The 14,250-nt window shown below is 69.4% G+C and carries 14 protein-coding genes; 12 read left to right on the top strand and 2 right to left on the bottom strand.

Annotated elements, in window-relative coordinates; translation table 11 throughout:
• The first annotated feature begins 18 nt into the window (after positions 1 to 18).
• From QA861_RS44630 to QA861_RS44655, 6 genes are all read left to right on the top strand, one after another.
• On the top strand, positions 19 to 963 hold the full coding sequence (locus QA861_RS44630) for an aromatase/cyclase (protein WP_334594665.1): 945 nt from the start codon (positions 19 to 21) through the stop codon (positions 961 to 963).
• 2 nt (positions 964 to 965) lie between these two features.
• Positions 966 to 3,251 (top strand): SDR family oxidoreductase, encoded by a 2,286-nt coding sequence (locus QA861_RS44635; RefSeq protein ID WP_334594666.1) that lies wholly within the window; start codon positions 966 to 968, stop codon positions 3,249 to 3,251.
• Positions 3,252 to 3,311: 60 nt separating this feature from the next.
• On the top strand, positions 3,312 to 4,736 hold the full coding sequence (locus QA861_RS44640) for an MFS transporter (RefSeq protein WP_334594667.1): 1,425 nt from the start codon (positions 3,312 to 3,314) through the stop codon (positions 4,734 to 4,736).
• A gap of 8 nt (positions 4,737 to 4,744) precedes the next feature.
• Positions 4,745 to 6,334, top strand: coding sequence for an acyl-CoA carboxylase subunit beta (locus QA861_RS44645; RefSeq protein ID WP_334594668.1), 1,590 nt, complete (start codon positions 4,745 to 4,747; stop codon positions 6,332 to 6,334).
• An 11-nt stretch (positions 6,335 to 6,345) separates the two neighbouring features.
• Positions 6,346 to 6,582, top strand: coding sequence for an acyl-CoA carboxylase subunit epsilon (locus QA861_RS44650; protein ID WP_334594669.1), 237 nt, complete (start codon positions 6,346 to 6,348; stop codon positions 6,580 to 6,582).
• A gap of 87 nt (positions 6,583 to 6,669) precedes the next feature.
• Entirely contained in the window at positions 6,670 to 7,254 is a 585-nt protein-coding gene (locus QA861_RS44655) for an NADPH-dependent FMN reductase (RefSeq protein WP_334594670.1), read from the top strand.
• 31 nt (positions 7,255 to 7,285) lie between these two features.
• Here the strand turns inward: QA861_RS44655 and soxR are convergent, their stop codons facing one another.
• Positions 7,286 to 7,738, bottom strand: coding sequence for a redox-sensitive transcriptional activator SoxR (soxR, locus tag QA861_RS44660; protein WP_334594671.1), 453 nt, complete (start codon positions 7,736 to 7,738; stop codon positions 7,286 to 7,288).
• 74 nt (positions 7,739 to 7,812) lie between these two features.
• On the opposite strand from soxR, the gene QA861_RS44665 reads away from it, so the two are divergent.
• Together QA861_RS44665 and QA861_RS44670 are read left to right on the top strand one after the other, a co-directional pair.
• Entirely contained in the window at positions 7,813 to 7,953 is a 141-nt protein-coding gene (locus QA861_RS44665) for a hypothetical protein (protein WP_334594672.1), read from the top strand.
• Between the two features lie 25 nt (positions 7,954 to 7,978).
• On the top strand, positions 7,979 to 8,899 hold the full coding sequence (locus QA861_RS44670) for an alpha/beta hydrolase (RefSeq protein ID WP_334594673.1): 921 nt from the start codon (positions 7,979 to 7,981) through the stop codon (positions 8,897 to 8,899).
• A 35-nt stretch (positions 8,900 to 8,934) separates the two neighbouring features.
• Here the strand turns inward: QA861_RS44670 and QA861_RS44675 are convergent, their stop codons facing one another.
• Positions 8,935 to 9,366: a MarR family winged helix-turn-helix transcriptional regulator gene (locus QA861_RS44675; protein ID WP_334594674.1), complete on the bottom strand. Its 432-nt coding sequence runs from the start codon at positions 9,364 to 9,366 to the stop codon at positions 8,935 to 8,937.
• Positions 9,367 to 9,521: 155 nt separating this feature from the next.
• On the opposite strand from QA861_RS44675, the gene QA861_RS44680 reads away from it, so the two are divergent.
• The 4 genes from QA861_RS44680 to QA861_RS44695 all read left to right on the top strand — a co-directional run bounded on the left by QA861_RS44680 (position 9,522) and on the right by QA861_RS44695 (position 14,238).
• On the top strand, positions 9,522 to 10,532 hold the full coding sequence (locus tag QA861_RS44680) for a Gfo/Idh/MocA family protein (protein WP_334594675.1): 1,011 nt from the start codon (positions 9,522 to 9,524) through the stop codon (positions 10,530 to 10,532).
• Between the two features lie 67 nt (positions 10,533 to 10,599).
• The gene (locus QA861_RS44685) at positions 10,600 to 12,165 is read left to right on the top strand and encodes an MFS transporter (protein ID WP_334594676.1); all 1,566 of its coding nucleotides are present in this window, start codon (positions 10,600 to 10,602) and stop codon (positions 12,163 to 12,165) included.
• Positions 12,166 to 12,213: 48 nt separating this feature from the next.
• Positions 12,214 to 13,485, top strand: a complete 1,272-nt coding sequence (locus QA861_RS44690; protein ID WP_334594677.1) for a nucleotide disphospho-sugar-binding domain-containing protein — start codon at positions 12,214 to 12,216, stop codon at positions 13,483 to 13,485.
• Between the two features lie 75 nt (positions 13,486 to 13,560).
• Positions 13,561 to 14,238, top strand: coding sequence for a monooxygenase (locus tag QA861_RS44695; RefSeq protein ID WP_334594678.1), 678 nt, complete (start codon positions 13,561 to 13,563; stop codon positions 14,236 to 14,238).
• Positions 14,239 to 14,250 lie beyond the last annotated feature (12 nt).

Here is a 14,250-nt window from a genome sequence, read left to right on the forward strand (position 1 = left end):
GGAAATGAGGAGAACAGCATGGCTCAGCAGGAACTTCGCGAGGTCGAGCACGAGATCCGCGTCGAGGCCCCGGCCGCCGCCGTCTACCGGCTGATCGCCGAGGTGGAGAACTGGCCGCGGATCTTCCCACCCACCATCTACGTCGACCGTGTGGAGCTCGGAGAGGGCGAGGAGCGCATCCGGATCTGGGCCACCGCCAACGGTGAGGCGAAGAACTGGACGTCACGCCGGACCCTGGACGCGGAGAGGCTGCGGATCACCTTCCGCCAGGAGGTCTCCGCTCCGCCGGTCGCCGCGATGGGCGGCGCCTGGATCATCGAGCCGCTGTCCGAGACCGCGTCCCGGGTCCGCCTGCTGCACGACTACCGGGCGATCGACGACGACCCCGACGGCCTGAAGTGGATCGACGAGGCCGTCGACCGCAATTCTCGCTCGGAACTGGACGCGCTGAAGACCAACGTCGAACTGGCCCACGCCTCCGAGGAACTGGCCTTCTCCTTCGAGGACAGCGTACGGATCGAGGGTGCCGCCAAAGACGCCTTCGACTTCGTCAACGAGGCCGGACTGTGGGAGGTGCGGCTGCCGCATGTGGCCTCCGTCCGCCTCACCGAGGACACCCCCGGACTGCAGATCCTGGAGATGGACACCCGCGCGAAGGACGGGTCGGTGCACACCACCAAGTCCTACCGGGTGGCCTTCCCGCATCAGAAGATCGTGTACAAGCAGGTCACCCTGCCCGCGCTGATGACCCTGCACACCGGCTACTGGACCTTCACGGAGGACGAGGACGGCGTCACCGCCTCCTCACAGCACACCGTGGTGCTCAACGCCGCCACCATCACCGACATCCTGGGCCCCCGAGCGACCGTCGCAGACGCTCGCGAGTACGTACGCGACGCGCTGAGCAGCAACAGCCGCGCCACCCTGGGCCACGCCAGGGACCACGCCGAGAACAAGCGCTGACCGTGAACGCCCTGGACAGCGACGTCGTCATCGTCGGAGCGGGCCCCGTCGGGCTGATGCTCGCCGGAGAACTGCGGCTCGGCGGCGCGAACGTGGTGTTGTTGGAGCGCCGGACCGAACCGACCACCGAGTCACGGGCGTCGACCCTGCACGCCCGCACCATGGAGATCTTCGAAAGCCGGACACTGCTGCATCGATTCGGGGAACTCCCGGGCGACGTCATGGGGCATTTCGGCGGCATTCCACTGGACCTGACGCTGCCCGGCCCGTACCCCGGCCAGTGGAAGGCGCCCCAGGCGCGCACCGAGGCGGTCCTGCGGGAATGGGCCCTGTCCCTGGGCGCCCGACTGCGCCGCGGTCATGAACTGACCGGTCTGCGGGAACGCCGGGATCACATGGAGGCGGAGGCGTCCGGCCCCGACGGTCCGGTCCGGATCGGAGCACAGTACGTCGTCGGCTGCGACGGCGAGCACAGCACCGTACGCCGGCTGTCCGGCGCCGCGTTCCCCGGGCGGGACGCGGAGCGGGAACTGATCCGGGCGGACGTCGACGGCATCGAGATCCCGGCCCGGCGCTTCCAGCGTCTGGAGCGGGGCCTGGCCATCGCGGCCCGCAATCCCCAGGGCATCACCCGGGTGATGGTGCACGAGTTCGGCAGACCCGCCGGACAACGCACCGGCGACCCGGAGTTCGCCGACATCCGCGACGCCTGGCGACGCGTCACCGGCGAGGACATCTCCCACGGCACCCCCTTGTGGGTGAACTCCTTCGGCGACGCGTCCCGTCAGCTGGCCGACTATCGACACGGCCGGGTGCTGTTCGCCGGCGACGCCGCGCACCAGCAGTTGCCCATCGGCGGCCAGGCCCTCAACCTCGGCCTCCAGGACGCCGTCAACCTGGGCTGGAAGCTGGCCCTGCAGGTCACCGGCCGGGCGCCCGACGGGCTGCTCGACAGCTATCACACCGAGCGGCACGCGGTCGGCGCACGGACCCTGGGCAACATCGGGGCTCAGGCGACACTGCTGCTCGGCGGCCCCGAGGTGGACCCACTGCGGGTGGTCATCGGCGAGCTCGTCCGCCACGAACCCGTCCGACGCCACCTGGCCGGAATGATCTCCGGTCTGGACATCCGCTACGACGTCGACGCGAGCGGGCATCCTCTCCTGGGAGCCCGCCTGATCCACACGTACAAGCCGAACCCCGGGCGCGGCGTCCTGATCGATCTGTACGGCGATGAGAAGCATCACGCTCAGCTGCGCCGAACCGCCCTCCCCTGGGCGGACCGTGTGGACGTCGTGGCGGGAACGCCGGCACCCGGCGGCGACCTGCCCGCGGCCGACGCCGTGCTGGTGCGCCCCGACGGCCATGTCATCTGGGTCGCCTCGGCCGGCCCCGCCGGCCCGGCACCGCTGGTCACAGCCCTACGCCGCTGGTTCGGCGAACCCACTCCGCCCAACACCACGCACACCGCTGTCCCGCGCGGGGTTCACGACGCCCTGCCGGCAACAACCGATCGGAGAGACCACATGAGCAGGCTCACAGGCAGGACCGCGCTCGTCACCGGATCCAGCCGAGGCATCGGACGGGCCATCGCGGTACGGCTGGCACGCGAGGGAGCCCTGGTCGCCGTGCACTGCGCCACCGGTCGCGAGGCGGCCGACGAGGTCGTCGCCGCGATCGAGAAGGACGGCGGACGGGCCTTCGCGGTCCAGGCCGAACTGGGCGTACCCGGCGATGTCCACCAGCTCTTCCTGGGGCTGGAGGAGGGGCTGAAGGAACGTACCGGTTCGACCGAACTGGACATCCTGGTCAACAACGCCGGTGTGATGGGCGGGGTGTCGGCCGAAGACATGGCACCCGATCAGTTCGACCGGCTGTTCGCCGTCAATGCCCGGGCGCCGTTCTTCATCATCCAGCGGGCACTCGCGAACCTCACCCGCGGTGGTCGCGTGGTCAACATCTCTTCCGGGCTGACACGTTTCGCCAACCCCGAAGAGATCGCCTACGCGATGACCAAGGGCGCCGTCGAGCAGTTGTCGCTGCACTTCGCCAAGTACCTGGCCCCGCGAGGCATCACCGTCAACAGCGTCGCGCCCGGCATCACCCGCAACGGCAGCCCCGTCTTCGACATCCCCGAGGCCGTCGAGCAGATGGCGCGGTTGTCGGCGTTCGGCCGGGTCGGCGAGCCGCAGGACGTTGCCGACGTCGTGGCCTTCCTCGCCTCCGACGACGCCCGCTGGATCACCGGCGCCTTCATCGACGCGACCGGTGGCACGCTGCTGGGCTGATGCGGCACCGAGGCCGTGTCCCCCTCCCCTTCCCGTCCTCCCCACCGAACCGGAAGCAGGATGATGGAGCCCTCGCCCTCAACGAACGCACGCGGCCACCCTGCCGCCGTACCGTCCAGGCGGTGGAGTCCTCGGCTGTGGGGGCTGCTGCTGGTGCTGGCCGGCAACATGCTCGTCGACGCTCTTGAGGTGTCCGTGGTGATCGTGGCACTGCCGTCGATCGGCCGGGAACTCGACATGCCGTTGACCATGTCGCAGTGGCTGGTCAGTGGTTTCGCTCTCGGCTTCGGCGGATTGATGCTGTTCGGTGGCCGCGTCGTGGAACTGCTCGGCCGGCGCCGGGTGTACCTGGCCGCGATGACCGGCTTCGCCGTGGCCTCCGTCATCGGCGGCCTGACGAGCGAACCCTCGGTGCTGATCGCCACCCGTTTCGTCAAGGGATTCTGCGCCGCCCTCACCGCGCCGACCGGGCTCGCGATCATCGCCTCCACCTTCCCCGCGGGCCGTGACCGCGACCGGGCTGTGTCGGTGTACGCCCTCTTCGGCGCCGGCGGATTCACCGCAGGGCTCCTGCTGTCCGGCTTCCTGACCGGGTTCAGTTGGCGCTGGACACTGTTGTTTCCCGCCCCGGTGGTCCTGGTGCTGGCCGCGTTCGGTCTGCGTCTCATCCCCCGGGCTCTGCCCACGAGCACCACCCGGCACTTCGACATCGCCGGCGCGAGCACCTTCGCGGGCGCCGTGCTGGCCCTGGTGTACGGAATCACCGAAGTCCCGGCACACGGCTGGGTCGGTCCCCGCACGCTCGGTGCCTTCGTCCTCGCCGCGCTCCTGGCAGCGGCGTTCGGCACGGTCGAACGGACTTCGCGCCTGCCGCTGTTCCGTACCGGTGTCCTGCGTAGCGGCACGCTCGTCCGCTCGATGCTCGGCGCCGCCGCTCTCAACGGCTCGTACCTCGGGCTCCTGCTCGTGGCCACCGTACGACTGCAGACCGACCAGGGCTGGTCGCCGCTGCGGACGGCACTCGCCTTCCTGCCGGCGAGTGCCCCGCTGGCGGTGACCGCGCTGTTCTCCGGGCGCCTCGTCAGCCGCTTCGGCACCGCCAGGCTGATCGCCGCAGGCGCGCTCGGGCCGCTCGTCGGCTGTCTGCTGTACCTGGAGGCGCCGGCGCGGTCACCGTACGCCACCGGAGTCCTGCCGACGATGCTGCTGGTCGGCGCGGGCTTCGTCCTGGGCTTCGCCGCGCTGAACATGCAGGCCACCCAGGGAATCTCCGTGAGCGACCGGGCCCAGGCGGTCGCCCTCTACCAGACCGCCGTACAGTTGTCGGCCGCTCTGGTCGTCGCCCTGACCGCCGCGCTCGCCACCGGCGCCTCCGACGACCGTCCTGCCCTGTGGCTCATCAGCGCTGTCGGTGCCGCGGGACTGGCCGTGGGGCTGTGCGGTCTCCCTCGCGGCCACCACCCCGACTCCCCCCTCAGGAAGTGAGGACAGACATGCCCGCTGCTGATACGACGTCGGCCCGACCCGTGGACCGGAACCTGCGCGAGCGGGTGGACGAGCTGAGCCTGATCAAGCACGAGGCCCGGCACGGAACCGACCCGTCCGCCACCGAACGCCAGCACGGCAAGGGCAAACTGACCGCCCACGAGCGGATCTCCTTGCTCCTTGACGACAACTCGTTCCACGAGGTCGAAGCGCTTCGTCGGCACCGTGCCACCGGCTTCGGCCTGGAGACCAAAAGGCCCTATGCCGACGGTGTGATCACCGGCTGGGGCACTGTCCACGGCCGTACGGTCTTCGTCTACGCTCATGACTTCCGCGTCTTCGGCGGCGCGCTGGGCGAGGCCCACGCCACGAAGATCCACAAGATCATGGACATGGCCATCGCGGCCGGAGCCCCGCTGGTGTCGCTCAACGACGGCGCCGGCGCCCGTATCCAGGAGGGCGTCAGCGCGCTCGCCGGGTACGGCGGCATCTTCCAGCGCAACACCAAGGCGTCCGGGGTCATCCCGCAGATCAGCGTGATGCTCGGCCCGTGCGCCGGCGGCGCGGCCTACAGTCCGGCCCTCACCGACTTCGTGTTCATGGTCCGCGGGACCTCCCAGATGTTCATCACCGGCCCGGACGTCGTCCAGGCGGTCACCGGCGAGAAGATCAGCCAGAACGGCCTCGGCGGCGCGGACGTCCACGCGATGGACTCCGGCGTGTGCCACTTCGCCTATGACGACGAGGAGAGCTGCCTGGGGGACGTGCGCTTCCTGCTCTCCCTGCTGCCGTCCCACAATCGCGAACTGCCGCCGTCCGTACCGTCTCAGGACCCTCCCGACCGCAGCAACGGGCCACTGCTCGACCTCGTCCCCGAGGATCCCTGCCGGAGCTACGACATGCGCGGGGTCATCGAGGAGATCGTCGACGACGGCGAGTACTTCGAGATCCACGCCGCGTGGGCGGCCAACGTCGTGTGCGCGCTGGCCCGGCTCGGCGGCGAGGTCGTCGGCGTCGTCGCCAACCAGCCGGCCGCCTACGCGGGAGTGCTGGACATCCGAGCCAGCGAAAAGGCCGCCAGGTTCGTGCAGTTCTGCGACGCGTTCAACATCCCGCTGGTCACCCTGGTGGATGTGCCCGGCTTCCTGCCCGGCATCGACCAGGAGCACGACGGCATCATCCGACGCGGCGCCAAGCTGCTGTACGCCTACTGCAACGCCACCGTGCCCCGCGTCTCGGTGGTCCTGCGCAAGGCCTACGGAGGGGCCTACATCGTGATGGACTCCCGCTCCATCGGGGCAGACCTGGCCTTCGCCTGGCCGGGCAACGAGATCGCCGTGATGGGTGCCGAGGGCGCCGCGAACGTCATCTTCCGTCGGGACATCAGCGAGGCGGACGACCCGGAGACCGTGCGCCAACAGAAGATCAAGGAGTACCGGACCCAGCTGATGCACCCCTACTACGCGGCGGAGCGCGGCCTGGTCGACGACGTCATCGACCCCGTACAGACCCGCCGGATCCTGATCGGTTCCCTCGCCATGCTGCGGGACAAGCATGCTGAACTGCCCTCCCGCAAGCACGGCAATCCCCCACAGTGACGGACGCGGAAATGACGACCTCCACCGCCGATCCCTCCCTCGTCCGCGTGACCAGGGGCCGTGTCACCCCCGAGGAGATGGCAGCACTCGTCACGGTGCTGTTCGCCCGGCCCGATGCCGCGACCCCTCCCGGGACGGGCCGCCACCACCGTGCCGCCACCTGGAGACGCCCGGAACGTGCCCCGGGACATCGGGGACCGCGCAGTTGGCGCGGGGAGACCCGACCCGGGGTTCGAGAGGCCACCTGAGGAACGGGCTTGACTTGAACCCCACTTCAAGTTCGATCGTTTGAGTAGCCGGTGGGACACACCCCCCGCCCACCCACAAGGAGACCCATGCCCGCCACGCCTCTTCGTCTCGCCCTGATCAACAGCAGCGTGCGGGAGGGCCGGTTCGGTCCGACCGTCGCCAACTGGATCACCTCGCTCGCCAAGGAGCGATCCGACCTACAGGTCGATCCGATCGACATCGCCGACCACGCGCTGCCGTACGAGCTGTCCCACAACCCCGACGACGAGGTACGCCACGCGTTGTCGAAGGTGTCTCCACGACTGGCGGACGCGGACGCCTTCATCGTGGTGACTCCGGAGTACAACCACAGTTTCCCGGCCTCGCTCAAGAACCTGATCGACTGGCACCGATCGGAGTGGGAGGCCAAGCCGGTCGGCTTCGTCTCGTACGGCGGCCTGTCCGGCGGCCTGCGGTCGGTTGAGCAACTTCGCCCGGTATTCGCGGAGTTGCACGCCGTGACCGTCCGCGACGTGGTCAGCTTCCACAACTGCTGGGGACAGTTCGACGAGACCGGCGCGTTGACGGACCCGACACCCGCGGCCACCGCGGCCGCAACTCTGTTCGATCAGCTCGTCTGGTGGGGACTCGCCCTGCGCGAGGCACGCGAAAAGCGCCCGTACGGCGGCTGACCGGCTCCGTGCGGCCCCGAGCCCGCGCGGCCTAGATCTGGAGTCCGCCGGCGCCCGGCCCCGCTCCCCCGAGGACGTCACAGGGGTTGACCAGGGCGCATCGGTCCAGGGAGAGACAGCCGCAGCCGATACAGTCCGTGAGTTTGTTCTGCAGGCGCAGCAACAGGCTGATGCGGCGGGTGAGTTCGGCGCGCCACTGCTCGGACACCTGGCCCCAGTCCTCTTCCGTGGGGGTGCGTCCCTCGGGGAGGAGCCCCAAGGCGTCCCGGATGTCGGCGAGTGGGATCCCGACTCGCTGCGAGGCGCGAATGAAGGCGACACGACGGAGTGTGTCGCGGGGGTAGCGCCGCTGATTACCGCTGGTACGGCGGCTGTGGATCAGTCCTTCGCGGTCGTAGTAACGCAGGGTGGAGGCGGGCACACCGCTGCGCCCCGACACCTCGCCGACCGTCAACTCCCTGGCCAGTACTGGCGAGTCAGACATGTCACCCATCGTAGCCCGCCGTCCGACACCGTCGGCCGGACCGACCGCACGCCCCGGAACCGGAGGCACTCGACGTGATCACCGACCGCCCGGCCGAGCCGCTCGGACCCCACACCCCCCACGAGCCGGCAGACACCGTTCCCGCTCCCCTGCTGGCCGGCGAGGACGAGGACCTGATCCACGACGAACCCCACATCCATCGCGGACTGGACTGAGCCGCCCGTAGAAGCCGAGGTCCCGATGACCGGTCCCCCGACACTCGACCAATCCGTGCCCGACGACGCGAAGACGCTCCCCGCACGCCCCGACGTCCGCCGGATCACCCTGGACGGTGCGGGCATCCCGTTGTCCGCGCTGCTCGTCGAACCGCAGCACGCCCCGCCGCACGCGGTGGTCGTCGCTGTGCACGGCGGCGGGATGCGGGCGGGCTACTTCCACGGCCGGGCACATCCCAGTCTGTCCCTGCTCGACCTCGGCGCCCGGCTCGGCTACACCGTGCTGGCCCTCGACCGCCCCGGATACGGGGCCTCCGCCGACCGACTGCCGCGCGGCCAGAGCCTGGCCGCGCAGTCCGCGACACTCGGTGCCGCACTCGCGGCCTTCGCCGACGAGCACCGGACGGGGGCGGGCTTCTTCCTCGTCGCGCACTCCTACGGCGGCAAGCTCGCGTTGCGCGCGGCGGCCGAGGGGGTCTGCGGCCCCGCCCTCATCGGCGTGGACGTATCGGGCATCGGCCATCGCCCCGCGGTGGACCTCAACCGCCTGCCCACCTCCGGCGGTCGCTGGAACGGACCGCTGCACTGGGGACCGCTCGGAATGTATCCGCCGGGCACCTTCCGGCTGGCCGAGTCGCTGGTCGCACCGATGCCCGAGTCCGAGGCGCGGGAGATGGCCGACTGGCCCGAACAGTTCGCCGGGCTCGCCGCGCGAATCCGTGTCCCGGTGCGCCTCACCTTCGCCGAGCACGAGAGATGGTGGCGGCACGACGCCGCCGACCTGGCCGCCATGACCGAGCTTTTCACCGGCACGAAGGTCGCCGTCGAACAGCAGCCCTCGGCCGGACACAACATCAGCCTGGGCTGGGCCGCCCGGTCATATCACCTGCGCGCACTGGGGTTCCTGGAGGAATGCACCGCGGCACGGCTGGTGCACGCACCATGAGACGACCGACCGGGCCGAGACGACGAAGCCATCACTCAGCCGGGTTCCGTGACGAGACGGGCGAGCAGCATGTGGAACTGGTCGCGCTCCTCAGCACTGAAGGACGCGAACATGGTTTCGTCGGCCCGGCCGACCGCCTCGTCCATCCGACGGAACAGCCGGCGCCCCTGCGGGGTGCAACGGACGAGGTTCCTGCGCCGGTTGGCCGGATCGGGCTCACGCGTGACAGCGTTCTCCCGCTCCAGGTCGCCGAGCAGAGCGACCAGGTTCCCGGCATCCAGCTCAAGCGCGCGGCCCAACTCCGCCTGAGTGCACTCGCCCAGTTCTGCCAGGCCGGCCATGACCCGGTAGTGCTGCATGCGCAGTCCCGTCCGGTCCAACTCATCGCACAGCAGACGTTTTGCCTGTTGAGCGGCGCCGGACAGGAGCCAGACATCCAGCTGCGCCAACCGTCCCGACATCTTCATGGGGACGATTCTACGCCTCTATATTGCATCGACCAACATGAAGACCTATCGTTGACCCAACCAATATTGGAGCGACCAATATTGGTTGGGTCAATATCAGCTGCACGAGACCGGGCCGGAGCTCGAACACGGCCACCGAACGCGAAGGACGTCACATGACCGCGAAACCGTTACGCATGGGCGTCATCGGCTGTGCCGCGATCGCCGCGCGCCGCATGCTGCCCGCGCTCGTGGCCGATCCCGACACGGAAGTGACCGCCATCGCCAGCAGGCGGGAGGCCAAGGCCCGCTCGTTCACCGACCGCTTCGGTGGCGAACCGGTCGAGGGGTACGACCGACTGCTCGAACGCTCCGACATCGACGCGGTGTACGTGCCACTCCCCGCACTCCTGCACGCGGAGTGGATCGAGCGGGCCCTGCGGGCCGGCAAGCACGTCCTGTCGGAGAAGCCTCTGGCCGCGACCCGGAAGGACGCCGAGGGGCTCGTCGCACTGGCGGCAGCACGCGACCTGGTGTTGCTGGAGAGCTTCATGTTCCTGACGCACAGTCAGCATGCTTTCGTCCGGGCGAAGGTGGCCGAGGGTGCCATCGGCAGCCTGCGTCACCTCACCGCCGAGTTCGCGTTCCCGGCCAAGTCCACCGACGACATCCGTTACCTGCCGGACGTGGGCGGCGGTGCGCTGACCGACATCGGCGTCTATCCGATTCGTACGGCCCTCATGTATCTCCCGGGCGAGCTCGACGTGCTCGGCGCGTGGCTCCACTTCGACCAGGAGCGCGGGGTGGACCTCGGAGGGTCGGCGCTGATCGGCTCCCCCGACGGAGTCGCCGCGCACCTGACGTTCGGCATGGAGCACTCCTACCGCTCGCAGTACGCGCTGTGGGGCAGCCACGGACGGATCTCCGTCCGCTGGGCCTACACCCCGCCGCCGACACACGCCCCCCTCATCCGGATCGAGCAGCAGGACCGCGTCGAGGAGATCACCCTGCCGCCCGAGGACCAGTTCGCCAACGTCGTCTCCGCCTTCGTGGCCCGCGTACGACAGGGCGTGCCGTCCGGCCTGGAGGGCGAGTCCGTCATCGCCCAGGCCGCCCTGGTCGACAAGGTCCGCGCCCAGGCTCTGACGAGCCCGCAGAACGTCGGCTCGCGCTTGCTGCTGCCGTGAACACCGCCGTCCCCATGGACGGCATCGCACCAACCGAAAACGCTGGAAGAGAAAGAGGTACTCAGTCGTGGTCGCTCCACCCAAGGCGGGCCGGAGGGAATGGGCAGGGCTCGCCATTCTCGCCTTGCCGACCCTGCTCGTCTCCATGGACCTGACAGTCCTGCACCTGACTGTCCCGGGCCTGACCGAGGACCTGCACCCGAGCAGTACCCAGCTGTTGTGGATCGTGGACATCTACGGCTTCATGATCGCCGGCTGTCTCGTCGCGGCAGGTTCTCTCGGAGACCGCATCGGCCGGCGTCGCCTGATGCTGTACGGCGCCGCCGTCTTCGGTGTGGCCTCCGTGCTGGCCGCGATGTCCGACAGCGCGGCCATGCTGATCGCGACCCGCGGGCTGTTGGGCATCGCCGGTGCGACACTGATGCCCTCCACCATGGCGCTCATCCGCAACATGTTCCTCGACGACGTCGAGCGATCGCGTGCCATCGGCGTCTGGATGACCAGTTTCATGGCCGGAGCGGCCCTGGGTCCCCTGGTCGGAGGAGCGCTGCTGAACTTCTTCTGGTGGGGCTCGGTCCTCCTCATGGGCGTGCCGGTCATGCTGCTGCTGTTGCTGCTCGGACCGAAGTTGCTTCCCGAGTACCGCACCGATGCGGCGGGCCCCCTGGATCCCGTCAGCGTGCTGCTGTCGCTGGGAAGCGTGCTGTCCGTGGTCTACGGGGTGAAGCAGATCGCCGGACACGGAGTGACCCCGCTCTCCGTGGCCATCGCGGTCGGCGGCGTACTCCTCGGGTGGGCCTTCGTCCACCGGCAGCGCGGCTCCGCCAACCCGCTGCTCGACCTGGGTCTGTTCAGCAGTATCCGGTTCAACGTCGCCATCGTCGCTCTGCTCGTGAACACCGGCGTCATGATGGGCCTCAACTTCTTCGCCGCCCAGTATCTCCAGCTCGTGCACGGCAGTTCACCCCTGGAAGCGGGCCTGTGGACACTGCCGATGACCATCGCGGGCATCCCCGTGGTTCTCCTGGTCCCCTCCGTGTCCCGGAGAATCCGCCCGGCCTACGTCATGGCGTTCGGTCTCGTGGTGGCGGCGGTCGGCTTCGCCCTCATCACGCAGGTCCAGGTGTCCCATCTGGCCCTGCTGGTGGCCGGCACCGTGGTGATGTTCGTCGGGCTGTCCGCCATGGGCGTGTTCGGCACGGACATGGCGGTCAGCGCCGCTCCCCCGGAGCGGGCCGGAGCGGCCTCCGCGGTCACCTCGACCGCGAACGAACTCGGCGGTGCTCTGGGGCTGGCCCTGCTCGGCAGCGTGGGCACCAGCGTCTACCGGGCCGGAATGACGGACAGCGATCTGACCGGGATTCCGGCCCGTACGTCACAGGACGCCCAGGAGTCCCTCGGCGGCGCGGTACAGGCTGCGGACGGGCTGTCGGGACAGGACAGCGCCGGCCTGCTGAGCACCGCGCGAGACGCGTTCCTCGACAGCCTCCATGTCGTCTCCCTCGTCTGCGGCGTCACGGTACTGGTGCTGGCCGCGGTGATCGCGGTCCTGCTGCGCAACACCGGCCGGCCGGGCGAGGAGCAGGACATGCCGCTCTCTCAGGCCGCACCGGACGGCGTCGAGGCCGGCTGACAGCCCTCGTCACACCTCCACACTCAGGCATCGTGAAGGAGTCGCAGCATGCGCGTCATGTTCACCGTCTTACCCGTCACCTCCCATGTGATGGCGCTGGTCCCCCTGGCCACGGCCCTGCAGAGCGCGGGACACCAGGTGCGGGTGGTGACGCACGATCACCCGGGCACCGTCGCCGCCATCACCGGAGCGGGTCTGACCGCGGTTCCGCTCGACGGGCAGATCGACCTGGCCGCCGCGGTCCAGGACACCTTCGCCAACGAGACGCTGGAAGGCATCGCCCGGACAACGGGCGTGTCTCCCGACGACACCAACACCTGGTCCATGATCCGAAACTACGTCGTGGCGTCGTACGCGTTCTACTACCCCGCGACCACCGAGTCCGCGGGCGTCACGGACGAGATGGTCCGGTTCGCCCAGGACTGGCAGCCGGACCTCGTCGTCTGGGACCCGCTGTTCTTCCCCTCCCCCGTCGCCGCACGAGCCTGTGGTGCCGCCCACGCGCGACTGCTCTGGGGCCTGGACCGCTTCGGCTGGCTGCGTGACCAGTACACCCAGGGCCGGCGCAGCCGTGGCGCCTCCGAACCTGATCTCATGGCCGCGTTGATGGGTCCCCAACTCAGCCGTTACGGCGTCGAGTTCGAGGAGGACCTGATCGTGGGCCAGTGGACCGTCGACCCCTGGCCCGAGACCATGCGGCTGCCGCTGGACCTGGACTACCTCGCGATGCGCCCCGTGCCCTTCAACGGCGCCACCGCCGTCCCCGACTGGCTGCGCGGGGCTCCCGGGGCGCGCCGGGTCTGTCTGACACTGGGCACCAGCGGACGGGACCTGTTCGGGGACAACGGCATCTCCGTCAGCGATGTCTTCGCCATGGCCGCCGAGCTGGACATCGAACTGGTCGCCACGCTCAACGCGGCCCAGCTGGCCGGCGTCGACGCCGTCCCGGAGAACGTCCGCCTCACGGACTACACCCCGCTGAACCAGCTGTTCCCGACCTGTGACGCGGTCATCCACCTCGGCGGGACGGGGACCTGGGCGGCCGCCATCGTGCACGGCGTACCGCAGCTCCTCGTGCCCAAGACCGGTTCCGAGTACGTGGACTTCGCCCGCTACACGGCGGCCAAGGGAGCAGGTCTGGTCATCGAGGACGAGAAGCCCACCGTGTCGGCCCTGCGTGAGGGACTGCTGCGGCTGCTCGACGAACCCTCGTTCAAGGAGTCCACCAAGGCCCTGTACCAGGAGTTCACCCGGATCCCGAGCCCCGTGGACATCATCCCGGAGCTGGAGAGCCGCACCCGTCGGCACCGGAGTCACTGAGCGACTCCCGCACCGAACAGCCCGACCCCACCGCACACGGAAACACCCCGAGAACAGAAGCAAGAGGAGAACGCTGTGGCCCCGGCCAACTTCCCTGTCGTCGACCGCCCGGACTCCGAGCTGGTGCTGGTGACCCCGCTGTACGTGGGTACCGCCGACGTCCAACACACGGTGGCCGATGCCGTCGTCGCCGAATGGGCGGCCACCAGCCGGCCGGAGGGTCTGCTCACGCAGACCTGCTATGTGAGTACCGAGGGCGAGAACGTGTGGACCTACGAACAGTGGACCGGCCTGGAGGCCTACCGCGACTCCGGCCGCATGTACCGGCAGCCCGCGGCACTGTCCGGCCTCGGCAGGAACGGCACGGACATCGAACGCTGCGCCCCCATCGCGTTCAAGCGCTACCGGAGCAACGTGTTCGACACCGTCGGCACGCCTACGCGCATCGTCGCGCCGATGTTCGACGTCGACGGTCGTGGCGCGCAGCGCACCATCATCGACCGACTCCTCGACGGTCCGCTCACCGAGGCGACGCCGGGGCTGCTGTCGGCGCACTTCCACTACAGCCTGGACGGCAGTCGAGTGCTCAACTACGCGGAATTCACCGAGGACCAGCCTCACCTGGACTTCCTCGCCAGTCCCATCGCCCAGGCGACCACGAAGCTCACGGAAGACACCCCGGGAGTACGGGGCATCGGCGGCAAGCGGTATCTGCTGCACGGCAGCGTCGGCGTGCCACCGACCGCGAGCTGATCGCCTCCCGTT

Source organism: Streptomyces sp. B21-083 (genome assembly GCF_036898825.1).
Classification (GTDB): Bacteria; Actinomycetota; Actinomycetes; order Streptomycetales; family Streptomycetaceae; genus Streptomyces.